Origin of the sequence: Nocardia sp. CS682, assembly GCF_004634405.1 — a bacterium.
Classification (GTDB): Bacteria; Actinomycetota; Actinomycetes; order Mycobacteriales; family Mycobacteriaceae; genus Nocardia; species Nocardia ninae.
Genome location: NZ_CP029710.1, coordinates 552591 through 566092, shown reverse-complemented (window position 1 = coordinate 566092; position 13502 = coordinate 552591). Strand labels below are relative to the sequence as shown.

Sequence of the window (13502 nt, the reverse complement as noted above, 5' to 3'; positions counted from 1 at the left end):
CCGTGTCATCGGCAACGGTGCCGAGAGCAGTGCTGTCACTCCGGTTTCGCGGTGGCCTGCCAGGGCAGATGGGCCGCGGACGGTCCGAGCACGCTCGCACCACCATCGACCAGCTGCACCGTGCCGGTGAGGTAGGAGGCCCGCACACTCACCAGAAAGGTGGCCACGGCGGCCATTTCCGCAGGCCGGGCGATCCGCCCCACCGCCGTGTGCCTGCCCATCGCCTCGAACTGCGCTTCGCTCGGTCCCTCGGTAGAGCGTTGTGCCACAACACGTTCCAGCAGGGGAGTGCGGGTTGCGCTGGGCGCGAGCACATTGACGGTGACGCCGTCCCGGCCGACCTCGGCGGCCAGCGACTGAGCGAATCGGACGAGGGCCGTGCGGGTTACGCCGGACATGGCCAGGCCGCTGATGGGGACGCTCGCCGTCTCCGAGGCCACGAAAAGCATTCGGCCCCAACCGGCGTCCCGGAGATGGGGCAGCGCGCCGAGCGCCACATCGACCGCCGGGATCAGCACCGCGTCGACCGCGGCCCGATAATCCGCTGTCGCGAAGGCAGTCGCGTGGCCGGTCGGCGGCGTGCCGCCACTGATGACGACGATGTGCAGTCCGCCGAATTCGGCGGCGACCTCGTCGATCCAGCGGCGGGTCGCCGCGCTGTCGGTGATGTCCACGCTCGTGGCATGCACCCGGGCACGCGCCACCTCTTTGGCGGCACGCTCGGCCGCCGCGAGCCGCCCGGCGTCGCGCGCGCCGATCGCTACGTGGGCACCCTCGGCGGCCAGTTCCTGTACGATCGCCAAGCCGATCCCACTGGATCCGCCTGTCACCAGCGCGACCTTGTTCTCCAGCCCCAGGTCCACTCGGCTAGCCCTTTCCCATCGAGTCCGCGGCGCCGAACTCGTAGCCGTATCGGCGCGACAGTGGCCACGACAGTGCCGCGACCGTTCTCCTGGCCGATTTCGACAGCCCCCGCCGCCAGGAGTCGTCGGTCGGACGCACTACGGTTTCGCCGATCTTGAAACGATCCGGATTCCCGGTAACCGTGTGATTGGTATGCAATTCGACCGTTCGATCGGTGACCGGGTTGACCGCGGGATCGGTCGCGCACAGCCGCAGCAGGCGGTCGATCGTGCCCGCCGGATCCGCGATGAAGTCCTCGTACCGCAGGAACATGGACCGTTCCGGATAGCGCCGGGTGATCGCATGCGTGGCGAGATTGAAGCCGGTCCAGTACCCGGTGCTCTTGCCCGGTGCCATGGCATACACGTAATCCTTTGGCCTGCTCCAGGATTGGGCCACCGCACGCGGGTCACGGACCAGATGGACGTAATACGGGGTGATCCCGTCGAGGTGTGCCAGCAACGCCGCTTCACCGGGAATCTTCGTGGTATCCACGATCACCCGTGCCTCGCTGCGTTCCGCGACGGCCCGGTAAACCTGGGTCATCAGCGCCGCATGCGCACGGATCTGCTCGTTGTGCAGTCCACGACCGAGCACCCGCCAGGTGTGCCGGGTCCGGACGCTGCCGAGTTGCCGCCGGATCACCGCGTCGGCGTGCTCCACCAGGGTGGTCCCCGCAGGTTGCCCGATCGGCAGGATCGTCGACCAGAACGGGCAGTTGACCAGTTTGCGTCCGCAGCCGCATTCCTCGTTCACCCCGCGACCCGCCGCGTTCTTCCAGAGGAAGTGCAGCTCGCCGACGTGGAAGAAGCCCGGAATCTCATTGAGGATGTTGCCGATAATGGTGCTGCCGTTGCGGCACCAGCCGGTAATGCACAGGACCTTCACTGTGTTCGTCACCTGTCGACCGCCTTCTCCGTGGTCACCGCTTGCCGGATTGCCATGGCCAGCGCCGAGGCCGCCAGCGCGCAGCCCGCGCCGACCACGAAGACGGCCGGGTAGCCGAACCCGGTGGCGATCGCGCCGGTCACCGGCCCCCACACGAACAACCCCAGATCCCAGAACGAGGTGTAAGCGCCGAGCGCGGCCCCCTGTTTGGCGCTGTCGGTGTTGTTCATGACCATCAACGCCAACGACGGGTGCAGCAGCGAGAATCCGACACCCATCACCACGGCCCCCAGCACCGCCACCGCAAGATTCGGCGCCCACGCGATGATCAGCAATCCGGCCGCTTCGCCGAGCCCGCACCACGCAGCGACTCGCCGCGGCCCGTACTTGTCCGGCAGGTGCCCGATGAACAAGCGGGTGCCCGCGTACACCGCGCTGAAGGTGCTCAAAACGACTACGCCCGAGTCGATTCCGCGCACTTGCAGCCCGTGGATGACGAACGCGGCCAGGCCGACGTAGCCCGCTGCCCCCAGCGCAAGGCCGAGACCGGGCAACACGGCGGGCCGCAGCAGCAGCCCGCGCCCGCTGGTCGGCGTGGCGTGCGGTTGCGGCGCAACGAGGCTGATCAGCACGAGACCGATGAGCGGTGCGACGGAGCAGAAGCTCCACACCGCGGTGATGCCGAAGTGCCGGATGGCCGCGCCGAGCGCGGTGCCCAGCGAGATACCGCCCCACATGGCAACGCCGTAGAGCCCGATCACCTGCCCGCGACGGTGGTGCGGCGCGAGCGTGACGGTCCAGACCGCACCTGCGGTGAACAGCGCGGCCTCACCGACGCCGAGCAGCAGGCGCACCATGATCAGTCCGACCAGGCCTAGCGGCAGGAAGTAGAGCAGGCCGCCCGCCGCGATGGCGAGCGCACCGAACTGCATGACGTTGCGGTGTCCGTGCCGATCGGCCAGGCCGCCGAAGATCGGACGGGTGAGCAGCGCGGTGAGCGCGGTGGACGTGACCGCGAGGCCCACCGCGAGATCACCCGCGCCGAACTCGTCCCTGACGTGCGCGGGCAGCACCGGAATCGCCGCGGCCAGGCCGAGGTAGCCGCAGAACAGCCCGCCGAACACTCCGGCCAGTGCGAGCCGGGGGAACGCCCCGGTGTCCGAGGATGTTGTCATCGCCGGCCGGCCCAGGTGGAACTGGAACCTTCTTCGTTGTCGAGGGTTTCGGCGGCGGTCAGCGCGCCCGCGACCTTGCGCACCGCGGCGACCAGGTGGTCACAGTCCGCCTGCGACAACGTGGAGGACAGCGGAATGTCCACTGCCCGTTGCAGATACCGTGTCGCGTTCGGCAGCAACTCCTTGATGGCCGCGGTCTCCATCCCGGTGAACATGAACCGCCAGTTCCAGAACGCACGGATATTGCGATCGGCGTCCGAACCGAGGTTGCGCGCCTCGATGCCCTCGTGGCACAGCGCTTGCGCGAACCACTGTGCGCGGCCGTTCGGCACCTGGAAGATGAAAGCCTCGCCGAGATAGGCGCCGGGTGCCACCGGCCGTCGGATCCGGATCCCGGCGACGTCGGCCAATGCGGAGGCCACATAGTCGTAGTTGCGCCGGAACGCGGCCAAGCGCACCGGCAGCCTGCCCAGCTCCGCCCGGAGCAGCGCGGCCCGGATCTCGTCCATCCGGAAGCTGAGCAGCGGCAGGTCCAGATCGGTGGCGATCGGCGGTTCGCCGTCGGGGAAGTGCCGCCGCAGCCGTCCCTCGTAGGCGCCGGAAAGCACGGTGGCACGGGCGAACAGCGCGCTGTCGTCGGTGACCAGGAAACCGCCCTCGCCGCTGTTGAGCGACTTGTCCGACTGGGTGCTGAACGCGCCGGCCAGGCCGAAGGTGCCGAGTTTGCGGCCGTCGAGTTCCGCGCCGAGGGCGGGGACCGCGTCCTCGAAGACCGGCACGTTCATGTCGTCGGCGAAGCGGAGCAGCGCACCCATGTCGCCGGCGAAGCCGCGCATGTGCACCACCATGATGCCCTTGACCTGCGGGGTCCATCGGCTGCGCAGGTCGGCCACGTCCAGGTGCAGGTTCTCGTCGACGTCGACGAGGAAGGGCGTGCAGCCGGCCAGGATGATGGCGCTCGGGGTGGCGGCGAAAGTGAAACCGGGACAGGCGATCAGGCTGCCCGGTGCGATACCCGCGGCCATGATGGCCAAGGCCAGCGCGGTGGTGCCGCTGGAGGTCGCCAGGGCGTGCCGGCAGTCGAAATAGCGGCACAGGTCCGCCTCGAACTTGCCGCATTCGGTTTCGTGCGGCGGGCGATAGTCGTAGCGGAAGTAGAGGTGACTGCGGATCGCGCGCAGCGCGGCTTCCTCGTCATCGGGGTGGACGCAGACCGCCCCTCGGTCGTAGGTCGGCCAGGGGGCCCGGCGAATGGGATTTCCGCCGTCCAAGGCCAGTCGCGAATCGGCGGCTATTCGGGTTCCCGGCAACTGCCGGGCTGCTGCTGAATGGTCGACTTCGTTGTCCGCCATCGTAATTCCCTGCCCAACTCTTAAAACATCGGCGAGCCGCCACCTCATCGCCGGTCGAGCTTTCGCCGAAGCTCGTAGGACGATTCCGAAAACGCTACACCGAAGTTTCAATCTGGATACCCGAAATCGATTGTTCAGCAATGGCATTGGTTGCTGCGACTTCACTGGGATCGTTTTGTCCAGGCAGGTGGAATTCGGGATGGGGGATATGGCACTGATGCGCCAGTGGGCCAAAACAGTCGCGGCCGAACGCGTTTCAGTGCTGAAACTCATTCGGCTGCCGTGTCGCTTTCGCGCCTGGTTATTCCGTCGTCTGCTCGGCGCGCCTGCGCAGCAGGTGGTGTCTGATGGCGACGGCGCCGCCCGCGACGACGACCAGCGCGGCCAGCAGGGGATGGATGTCCTTCGAAAGGCTCTGCGCCGGGTCCGGTCGGAGGGCCCAGATGGCCAGTGGGACAGCGTAAGCCATGGCGAGGGCGGCGGCCCACCAGCGCAGCGGGCGGAGCCGGGCATCGCGCAGGGTGCCGATGAGGACGATGGTGACCGGAACAATGGCCACCATCGCGAACTGACCGACGATGAGGACGGGAACGGCCCACGCCGCGATGAGGACGGGCCGTGCGGCGGGATACGTCTCCAGATCGGGTCGAGGTGTGCTGGTGAACATGGTCTGCTCCTTGATGAATGGGCCGGCAAACGGTCGTGGCTAGGGTCGAACGCCGAGTGTTGCCAGCAGCACGTGCATGTCGGAGTTCACCCAGTACTCGGCGATCCGATCCCGCGCGAGGCGCAGCATGTCCGTGCCGGTGAACCGGACCGCGGTGCCCGAAGGGGCGGTAGCGCCGGGGAATCCGGCGTGATAGGTGCCGACGGCGACCCAGCGGAGCGCGAGGTGGTCGCGCTCGACAATGGGCCCGACCTCGACGCTGAACACGAGTTCGGTGAAGGCGGCTCGGGTCTGCGCGATCCAACCGACCAGGCCGTCCGGTCCGTGGACGGCACTGCCGTCGCCGCCGCCCAGGAGTGCGGCGTGCAAGCGGAAGTCCGGTGTGACGACGTGCTGGGCAAGGGCGTAGTCGCCGTTCCAGAGGGACATCCATCCCGCCAGTAGGTCCCGGTAGGCCGGCGGATCATCGATGGTCGTCGTTCGGGTGTTCTGTTCCACGGCAATGCCTTTCGTACGGTCATGTCCCGGCGAGGGTTTCGAGGTCAGTCCTGATCCGGGATCCAGTGCCCATGGATGCCTGCGGGTACCCGCTGCGGGAGATCGACGGCGGCGACCGGCGCCTTGGTGAGGTCGGAGGCATCGAGCACCAGCAGTTGCGACGCGTCGGCGGCAAGGTCGCTGACGATGGTGAGGAGGTATCCGTCGTCCTCCCCGGTGGCGCCCTCGGCCGGCACGAAGACGGCTTCGCCCGGCATGCGGTCCGGTCCGTGCGCGAACAATTGGCGCTGTCCGGTCAGGGTGTCGAATTTGGCCGTGTGGTAGCCGGTGAGTCCCGCGCCGGGGAAGGCGACGGCGTAGCTGTAGCGGTTGTGCGTTCCGGTGTGGTCGTCGTTGATGGCGGGGAACTCGACCACCAGATCGTCGAGCGCCTCCTCGGTGACCTTGCGGGTGGCCGGGTCGAGGATCCAGCGATGGAAGGTCGTGCCGACGCCGAGGGTGTCGGGGTAGCCCGCGGCACCGACCCACCACTTCCACGATGTTTCCCAGGCCGCACGGTCGAAGCGGGGGCATTCCAGGATGATTCGTCCGCGGTCGTCGACGTAGGAGTTGGCAACGTGCAGGATCGCCCCTTGGCTCTCGACGTCGAACCAGACGACCTCGCCTGGCGCGTGCCGCGGCAGCACGCCGAGGCGGAACGGGACTTGGTCGTGCCAGCGGTACGGGATGCCGGACTGTTCGGCGTGGTCGAAGACGACCGGGGAGCCGAGGAACACGGCGTGCTCGCGGGTGATCGCGAAATCGTGCATCAGCGCCGGGCCCGCACCGTCGATCGGCGTGGACCGGATGATCTCGCCGCGGGCGTCGGCCACGTAATAGATCAGGTAGGGCGGAAAGGGGCTGTAAGAGAAGAAATGTAGTTCGCCGGTCGCCGGGTCCACCTTCGGATGGGCGGTCATCGAGGTGGTCAGCTTGCCACCGAAGTTGTGCACGCCGACCGTCTCCAGCTCACCGGTGACCTCCCAGGGCAGGTTCGCCTCCTGCAATGCGAGGTAGCGCCCGCCGTGGAAGATGATGCTGGTCGCGGCGGCGCTGACGTCGAGTTCGGTGCCGGTGAACGGGACACCGTCCAGGTACGGCGTCCGCACCCAGCGGTTGCGGTACCACTCGGCGCGGCCGCCGGTCAGCCGGATACCGTGCAGCATGCCCGCGCCGCGGAACCAATGCGTAGGTGTGACACCGGGTTTGGGGTTGTGGCCGTTGCGGAAGTAGCGCCCGTTCAACTCCGGTGGCAAGGTGCCGTGCACGGTCAGGTCGAACGAGGTGCGCTCGTCGGCAGTCGGTGCGAAGTGGCCGGTGAGGTAGGGCAGCGGTCGCGTTTGCATGATTGTCAGTTTCGTGACGGGGGACGTTCGCTCGCGTCGGTGATTTCTGCCTATACGTAGGTAGGCGGTACCTATTGCCTGCGTTTGGCATGGGAGGTCGATTCGCGGAAGGATCGGCTCGTGAGCGAGCGTCCGTCAGTGAATCGAAGGCACGTTGTGTGGGAGCGTGCGACGGAGCCGAGCGCTGGCGAGGCGCGGTCGTGAGCTACCTGGTCGGGCGATCCGATGAAACTGCGCGGCTGCTCGCGCTGCTGCACGAGGCGCGGGAGTCCCGTGGCGGGGCATTGCTGCTGCTGGGGGAGCCGGGTATCGGTAAGAGCGCGCTTCTCGACCATATCGCCCAGGCCTCCTCGGGCTTCCTGATCATGCGAGCGTCCGGGGCCGAATTCGAGACGGAACTCCCGTACTCGGCACTGCACCAGCTGTGCGCCCCGGTGCTGGAACACCTCGACGCACTGCCCGCACCCCACCGCACCGCGCTGCGGATCGCGTTCGGCCTGGACACCGGCACCCCGGACCCGTTCCTGGCCGGCGCGGCGGCACTGGGTCTGCTGCTGGAAAACGATCGACCGCTGCTCTGCCTCATCGATGACGCACAGTGGCTGGACCATGCCTCGGCCCGCGCGTTGGCGTTCGTGGCCCGCCGGATCGGCGCCGAACGCGTCGCGATGGTGTTCGCCGCGCGGGCAGACGTGGGTGGGTTGGCGCAGTTACCGCAGGTCGACGTCGAGCGGTTGAGCGAATCCGAGGCGCGCGCGTTGCTGGTGCGCGAGGTACCCGCGTCGCTGGACGAGCGAGTGCGCGACCGCATCCTGGCCGAGGCGCGCGGCAACCCGCTCGCCCTGCTGGAACTGCCGCGGACCGCGGGATTGGCCGGCATGGCCGGGGGATTCGATCTACCCGCGCCGCGCGCCGCCGAACGCAGCTTCCGCGCCCGCCTCGCGACGTTGTCGCCCGAGGTGCGGTTACTGCTGACCGTGGCCGCCGCGGAGCCGGTCGGCGATCCCGGCTTGCTGTGGCCGGCGGCGAAGCTCTTGGGTGTCGAAGGTGCCGCGGCCGAGGATGTTTCGCTGGTCGAGTTCGGCACCCGCGTTCGTTTCATTCATCCGCTGGCCCGCTCGGCGGTGTACCAGGCCGCGACCGCGGCGGAGCGTCGCCGTGCCCACGGTGCGCTCGCCCAGGTGAGCGACCCGGTCGCCGACCCTGACCGGGTGGCCTGGCATCGCGCACTGGCCAGCGCCGGGCCGGACGAGGAAGTGGCGTCCGCGCTGACGCGATCGGCGAAACGGGCGCAGGCGCGCGGCGGAGTCGCCGCCGCGGCGGCGTTCCTGGAACGTGCCGCCGCCTTGACGCTCGACCCGGTCCTGCGGTCCGAGCGGGTGCTGGCCGCGGTCGAGGCCAAGCTGTCGGTCGGGGATTTCGGCGTCGCCGCCGAACTGCTCTCGACCCTGGACTCCGACGATCCGCGCGTCGACCTGCTGCGCGGCCGGATCTCCTTCGCCCGCTTCCGCGGCGGCGACCAGCCGACCGACCATCTGCTCCGCGCCGCCACCCGGCTCGCCGACCACGATCCGATCCGGTCCCGTGAGTGCTACGTGGACGCGATCGAGATGAGCCTGCTGACCGGCGGATTCGACGCGGTGATCAAGGCCGCGCGCACCGCGCCGCCGCCCCCGCAACCACCGGCAGGCGCCGATCACATCCTCGACGGCATGATCGCGCTGACCGTCGAGGGACATCAGGCGGCCGCGAAGCTGCTGCGTCCCATCGTGGCCGACGGTGCCGACGCGGCGTGGGCGCGGTGGCCGACCCTCGGCTTCCTGCTCGCCCTCGAACTGTGGGACATCGACGCCATGCGCGGCATCGCCACCAGGGTCACCGCGTCCGGCCGCGAGGTCGGCTCCTTCCACATGCTGCCGATCGGGTTGGCCATGCTGGCCACGGTCACCGCGTACTCCGGCGACTTCGGCGCCGCGACGGCGATGATCTCCGAGGAGGAGGCGATCGCGGAGGCCACCGGTGCCGCCCCGCTCGTCTATCCGCGAATTCATTTGGCCGCCTTGCGCGGTCGGCGCGCCGAGGCCGAGGAACTGTTCGCCGGCGTCGGCCCGCACATGACCCTCAGCGTGCAGTACGCCACCGCCGTCCTCAATAACAGCCTCGCCGATTACCCCGCGGCGATGCGGGCCGCTGAACGTGCCGTCGCCACCGGCGATCTCGGGCTGGCGGGCCAGGCGCTGCCCGAACTGGTCGAGGCGGCGGTGCGCTGCCACGAACCGGACGTCGCCCGTACCGCGCTCGCGACGCTCACCGAACGCACGGGTGGGCACCCGTTCGGAATCGGAATTCAAACGTACGCAAAAGCTTTGGTCGAGGACGACGAGGACTCCTATCGTCAGGCCGTGTCGCTACTGGATTCCAGCGCCTTCGCCGTCGCGGCCGGCCGTGCCCATCTCGCCTACGGCGAATGGCTGCGGCGCCAAGGTCGCCGCCGCGACGCCAGAACCGAACTGCGGCACGCCCATGAGGTGTTCGCTGCTCTCGGCGCCGAGGCCTTCGCGGCCCGCGCGGCCGGTGAACTCCGTGCCACCGGCGAGCACACTCGCAGCCGCTCCGCCGATGTCTCCGACGCGCTCACCGTGCAGGAAGTGCACATCGCCCGCTTGGTCGCCGAGGGCGCAACCTCCAAAGAAGTAGCAGCCAAACTGTTCCTGAGCCCGCGCACCGTAGATGCCCACCTACGCAACATCTTTCGCAAATTGGGCATCACCTCCCGCCGTCAACTCCGAGATCTCCCCGACCTCCGGTAGCCTCCGCCCCGTCGAAATGCGGCCACGGACGGACCTCCGCCTGTGTCCCGCGCCACCAGCCTGCATCCACCGCGGTCGGCTATGGTCGACTCGCTCTCCTCGACCACTACCCTGCGGCGGATTCCATGCTGATCGAGCTCGTACTTGCGGCGGTTGCCGTACTGGAGGCCATCGGACTGGTGGTGCTGCTCGTGCTGCTGGTGGGCAGCCGCCGCCGGTCCGCGGAGCTGCAACGCCGGCTCGACGACTTGCAGCGCAGGTTCGATGCCAGGCAACTCCTGCGCAATGGTGGCCGGGAAGCGGTGAAGACCGTGTGGGATACCGCTAACCTGTTGCGCAAGAAGGGGTTCCGTGGTGCGGTCCTCACCTCGATCGAGAACCTGGCGGGTTGGGCGCAGGTCGAACGACCGGATCTGGCCGGCCTGACACCGGACGGTCACGTGGTGATCATGTTCTCCGATATCGAAGGCTCCACCGCCCTGAACGAACGCCTCGGCGACCAAGCCTGGGTCAAACTCCTCGACCGGCACGACCGCCTGACCCGCCAGTGCGTCGCCGAACACGGCGGGCACATCGTGAAAAGTCAGGGTGACGGCTTCATGATTGCCTTCGCCGAGCCCGTACAGGCCGTCTGCTGCGCTCTGGACATGCAGGCCGCCCTCCACGACTCCACCAAATCCGGTGGCCGCGTTCGTGTGCGGATCGGCATCCACATGGGCAAGTCCGTCCGTCGCGGCGACGACCTCTTCGGCCGCAACGTAGCCATGGCCGCCCGAGTGGCCGACCAAGCCGATGGCGGCGAAATCCTTGTCAGCACCCCGGTGCACGACGCGATCACCGACCACCCCGACATCACCGTCACCGCCGAACGCCAGGTGGAACTCAAGGGCTTGCACGGCACCCACCACCTCTACACCGTCGAACGCACCCGCACCACGTCGACGGACCGCCGCTCGTAGCAGCTCGCCCGGCATTTGGTAGACATCACCTGACAGCTATGGGGAGGAGCGGTGCCGCAGATGGAGGCTCGTGAGCAAGCTCAGCCGTCGCGCGCGGTAAGTGGGTGGACGGTCGGGCTGGTGTGTGTGGCGATTGTGGCGAGTGGCGTCATCGTCGGTGGGCTGCTGCACGAGCCGGAGCCTGCGTTGACGACCAAGCCGGTGCCCACGGCTACCCCATCCCGGCCGCGAGCCGAGAGCTCCTATGTCACCCCACCTGTTGTGTTCCCGGTAGAGATTCCGGGCTGTGCCGTGGTGGAGCCGCCCACCGAGGGCAACTTGATGGCGTGGGCCAGCTACGGCACGTTCGGTTACGACAATCCGGCGTATCCGTGGTTCTCCGGTCCGAAGGCTGTCGCGATGTCGCAGGCGCTGCGGGACGGGTTGCCGGATGATGTCGAGGTCGCCTTCGCGTCGGACGAGCAGTCGCTGCTGTTTCAGCCCATCCTCGATGATCCGGAGGACGCCGATTCGCCGCCGGGGCCGACGGCTGGACCACCGCGAGTGGCACGCTGCGCCGGGGTGCGGGGGAGGGTGGGCTGATGGTGACGGTCCGGCAGTCCGCAGCACCTGTTCCGCCCTGTGTCGCAGGGGATCTCGATGAGCGGCGTCGGCTCGCCGATGGCACGACGGTCGATGTGCAGGACACCTGGTACGAGATCGATAAGGTTCGCACGCTGTCTCGCACTGCCCACGCGTACTTGCCGGACGGTACCGCGGTCACCACCGCCGCCACCGATCAGAGCTCGGACGGCAACGGGCATTCCGGCACGGTGCCGCTGACGGTCGACGAGCTCGCGGCGCTGGCCACCGCTCCTGGCCTGCGCGTCACGACGCCGGTGCCGCCGGGCACCCCGGACGTGCCCGAAAGCTGTTCCGGTGCAACGGAGACCGGTGGGCTGATCGACGAGGGCGTTATCCGCCGGTTGGACGCGGTGCTGGCGCGCATCCCGCTCGACGGTCTCACGCTCGATCGGCCACTGGGGCAGTTGCGACCGGCGGGCCCCGGCGCGAGCGGGGTGTGCCAAGCGGTTCGGATCACCACGCCCGGGCGGGAGTCGCGGTTGACTGTCGCGATCGCCACGGAACAGCGCCTTCCGGAGGACGCGCCACCCAACCGTGACGGTGACCGCGTGACGACCCGGCGACTCCCGGACGGGACGGTGGTCGAGACCCGGGAGTCACGCTATACGGTGCAGTCGCAAAAGCCGGGGGCGCAGCCCGTACCGGAAACCATGCGCACGGTCGCCGTCACTCGCCCCTCGGGCACCAGGGTCCACGTGTCCTCTACCGCCGCCGACCCGATCGAGCCTTTCCCTTTCGCGCAGCTCGAAGCGATCGCCACCACTCCCGATCTCGAGGTGCGGTGATGGCGCCGATCCCGGGCTTGCGCAATCTGGTGCTGGCCGCTGCCGCTGCGGTAATCACCAGTGCCGGAGCCGTTTACGTCCTGATGCAGTCCGACGACGCCACCCGCAAGATCACCGGCACCGTGGCCGCGGCTCCCGGCCTCGCCTGGTCGGTCGATGCCGCCGCCACCGCCGACGGCGCGTCCCTCGAATTCCGTGATCCGGTCCCGGGCACCGAATACGACATCGGCGGTGCGGGTTTCGTCGACGCGGGCGACACCCTCGTCGCCGTGGTCGGTTCGTCGGACGGTGATATGAGCCTGCGAGATCCGACGATGGTCGGTATCGATGCCGCATCCGGCGCGGTGCGCTGGCGTACCCCCGCCGCCCACCTCGGTGGCTGTGCGCGCGCTCCGCTCGACAACCACCTCGTCTGCTTCACCGGACCGTCCGAGCCGCCCGCTCTCGTCGGCTACGACATCGGCAGCGGAAAGGTCACCCGCACGTCCCTCGAGTGGTCGGTCTTCGCCCTCGCGACCGCCGAGGATCGCCTGTATCTCGCGGAAGGCGATGTCGAGTCCGACGACGTGCGCGTGCATTCCGGCACGCTCGCCGATCCCGACGCCCACTGGACCCGTGCCTTCACCATGGGCACCTCCTGGGAATCCCTGCCCGCCGACGCGCTGGACGTTACGCATGGGCAGGGCCTGTTCGCCCTCGGCGCCGATCTCGCCGGATTCGACCTGCGCACCGGCGCACCCACCTGGACCGCGGAGCTGACCGGGTGTTCCCGTACAACCCAAACGAACCCGGCGCTGGTCGTGCGAGTCCACACCGACTGCACCGGCTACCGGATCACCGGCTCCGACATCCTCGACCGCGCCGGGCGGGTGCTGGCCACCACCGATCACGAAGCCGCCCATAGCCTCTCGATCGACCTGCCGACCGACGACACCGTCCCCGTGCTGCTCGCCGACGGCGCCCGCGACCGCCGCACCGGACAGCTGATGTGGACCAGCCCCGATCTCGTGACCCAGCCGCGTACGCCCCAGAGCGAGTACGGAAACGCCACTTCCGGCTCCGCGATCGCACTGCTCGGCGACGTCGCCCTGCTCCGAGATGACGCCGCGGGCACCACGACCGGGCTGGATATGCGTACCGGGCACCGATTGTGGCAGCTCGTGACCGAGCGTTCCGGCACACCGCACGCGTGGGACGGCGAGGTCGTCGTATTCGCCGACTCCACCGGTCTGTGGGCGATCGACCCGAAATCCGGCGGCACGGTGTGGGACATCCCGTTCCGCGCGGTGACCGAAGTCCCCGACGCCCTCAGCGACGGCGGCCTACTGACTGCTCGCGGCAAGGGTCACTACGGCTACGCCTCCGCACGCACGTTGATCGGCCTGCGCCCACTGGGGCGGTAGACCGACTTCTTTACCTGAGACAGCTCGTCACAGGGAGGTAGTGTGGGCATGTC

At 68.7% G+C, this 13502-nt stretch carries 12 protein-coding genes; 5 read left to right on the top strand and 7 right to left on the bottom strand.

Annotated elements, in window-relative coordinates; all coding sequences use genetic code 11:
• Positions 1 to 35: 35 nt before the first annotated feature.
• The 7 genes from DMB37_RS02405 to DMB37_RS02375 all read right to left on the bottom strand — a co-directional run bounded on the left by DMB37_RS02405 (position 36) and on the right by DMB37_RS02375 (position 6868).
• Positions 36 to 863, bottom strand: coding sequence for an SDR family NAD(P)-dependent oxidoreductase (locus DMB37_RS02405; RefSeq protein WP_135231239.1), 828 nt, complete (start codon positions 861 to 863; stop codon positions 36 to 38).
• A 4-nt stretch (positions 864 to 867) separates the two neighbouring features.
• On the bottom strand, positions 868 to 1803 hold the full coding sequence (locus DMB37_RS02400) for a sulfotransferase (protein ID WP_135231238.1): 936 nt from the start codon (positions 1801 to 1803) through the stop codon (positions 868 to 870).
• Positions 1800 to 2966, bottom strand: a complete 1167-nt coding sequence (locus DMB37_RS02395; protein WP_135231237.1) for an MFS transporter — start codon at positions 2964 to 2966, stop codon at positions 1800 to 1802. Before DMB37_RS02395 ends, DMB37_RS02400 begins: the two co-directional genes overlap by 4 nt.
• Positions 2963 to 4318 (bottom strand): DegT/DnrJ/EryC1/StrS aminotransferase family protein, encoded by a 1356-nt coding sequence (locus DMB37_RS02390; RefSeq protein ID WP_135231236.1) that lies wholly within the window; start codon positions 4316 to 4318, stop codon positions 2963 to 2965. The genes DMB37_RS02395 and DMB37_RS02390 overlap by 4 nt, the downstream gene beginning before the upstream one ends.
• Before the next feature lie 301 nt (positions 4319 to 4619).
• The gene (locus DMB37_RS02385; protein WP_135231235.1) at positions 4620 to 4985 is read right to left on the bottom strand and encodes a hypothetical protein; all 366 of its coding nucleotides are present in this window, start codon (positions 4983 to 4985) and stop codon (positions 4620 to 4622) included.
• A gap of 39 nt (positions 4986 to 5024) precedes the next feature.
• On the bottom strand, positions 5025 to 5483 hold the full coding sequence (locus tag DMB37_RS02380) for an ester cyclase (RefSeq protein WP_240772215.1): 459 nt from the start codon (positions 5481 to 5483) through the stop codon (positions 5025 to 5027).
• A gap of 44 nt (positions 5484 to 5527) precedes the next feature.
• Complete coding sequence (locus tag DMB37_RS02375; protein WP_135231234.1) at positions 5528 to 6868, bottom strand: carotenoid oxygenase family protein; 1341 nt, start codon at positions 6866 to 6868, stop codon at positions 5528 to 5530.
• Between the two features lie 200 nt (positions 6869 to 7068).
• Between DMB37_RS02375 and DMB37_RS02370 the strand changes: the two genes are divergently transcribed.
• From DMB37_RS02370 to DMB37_RS02355, 5 genes are all read left to right on the top strand, one after another.
• Positions 7069 to 9678, top strand: coding sequence for an AAA family ATPase (locus DMB37_RS02370; protein WP_135231233.1), 2610 nt, complete (start codon positions 7069 to 7071; stop codon positions 9676 to 9678).
• A gap of 125 nt (positions 9679 to 9803) precedes the next feature.
• On the top strand, positions 9804 to 10637 hold the full coding sequence (locus DMB37_RS02365) for an adenylate/guanylate cyclase domain-containing protein (RefSeq protein ID WP_135231232.1): 834 nt from the start codon (positions 9804 to 9806) through the stop codon (positions 10635 to 10637).
• 51 nt (positions 10638 to 10688) lie between these two features.
• Entirely contained in the window at positions 10689 to 11219 is a 531-nt protein-coding gene (locus DMB37_RS41175) for a hypothetical protein (RefSeq protein WP_240772214.1), read from the top strand.
• Positions 11219 to 12046 (top strand): hypothetical protein, encoded by an 828-nt coding sequence (locus DMB37_RS41170; protein WP_240772213.1) that lies wholly within the window; start codon positions 11219 to 11221, stop codon positions 12044 to 12046. Before DMB37_RS41175 ends, DMB37_RS41170 begins: the two co-directional genes overlap by 1 nt.
• Positions 12046 to 13449, top strand: a complete 1404-nt coding sequence (locus DMB37_RS02355) for a PQQ-binding-like beta-propeller repeat protein (protein WP_135231231.1) — start codon at positions 12046 to 12048, stop codon at positions 13447 to 13449. Before DMB37_RS41170 ends, DMB37_RS02355 begins: the two co-directional genes overlap by 1 nt.
• Positions 13450 to 13502: the final 53 nt, after the last annotated feature.

Coding starts and splice junctions, on each gene's coding strand:
- DMB37_RS02395 (WP_135231237.1), bottom strand. CDS start 2,966: ATGACAACATCCTCGGACACCGGGGCGTTCCCCCGGCTCGCACTGGCC.
- DMB37_RS02390 (WP_135231236.1), bottom strand. CDS start 4,318: ATGGCGGACAACGAAGTCGACCATTCAGCAGCAGCCCGGCAGTTGCCG.
- DMB37_RS02385 (WP_135231235.1), bottom strand. CDS start 4,985: ATGTTCACCAGCACACCTCGACCCGATCTGGAGACGTATCCCGCCGCA.
- DMB37_RS02375 (WP_135231234.1), bottom strand. CDS start 6,868: ATGCAAACGCGACCGCTGCCCTACCTCACCGGCCACTTCGCACCGACT.
- DMB37_RS02365 (WP_135231232.1), top strand. CDS start 9,804: ATGCTGATCGAGCTCGTACTTGCGGCGGTTGCCGTACTGGAGGCCATC.
- DMB37_RS41170 (WP_240772213.1), top strand. CDS start 11,219: ATGGTGACGGTCCGGCAGTCCGCAGCACCTGTTCCGCCCTGTGTCGCA.
- DMB37_RS02355 (WP_135231231.1), top strand. CDS start 12,046: ATGGCGCCGATCCCGGGCTTGCGCAATCTGGTGCTGGCCGCTGCCGCT.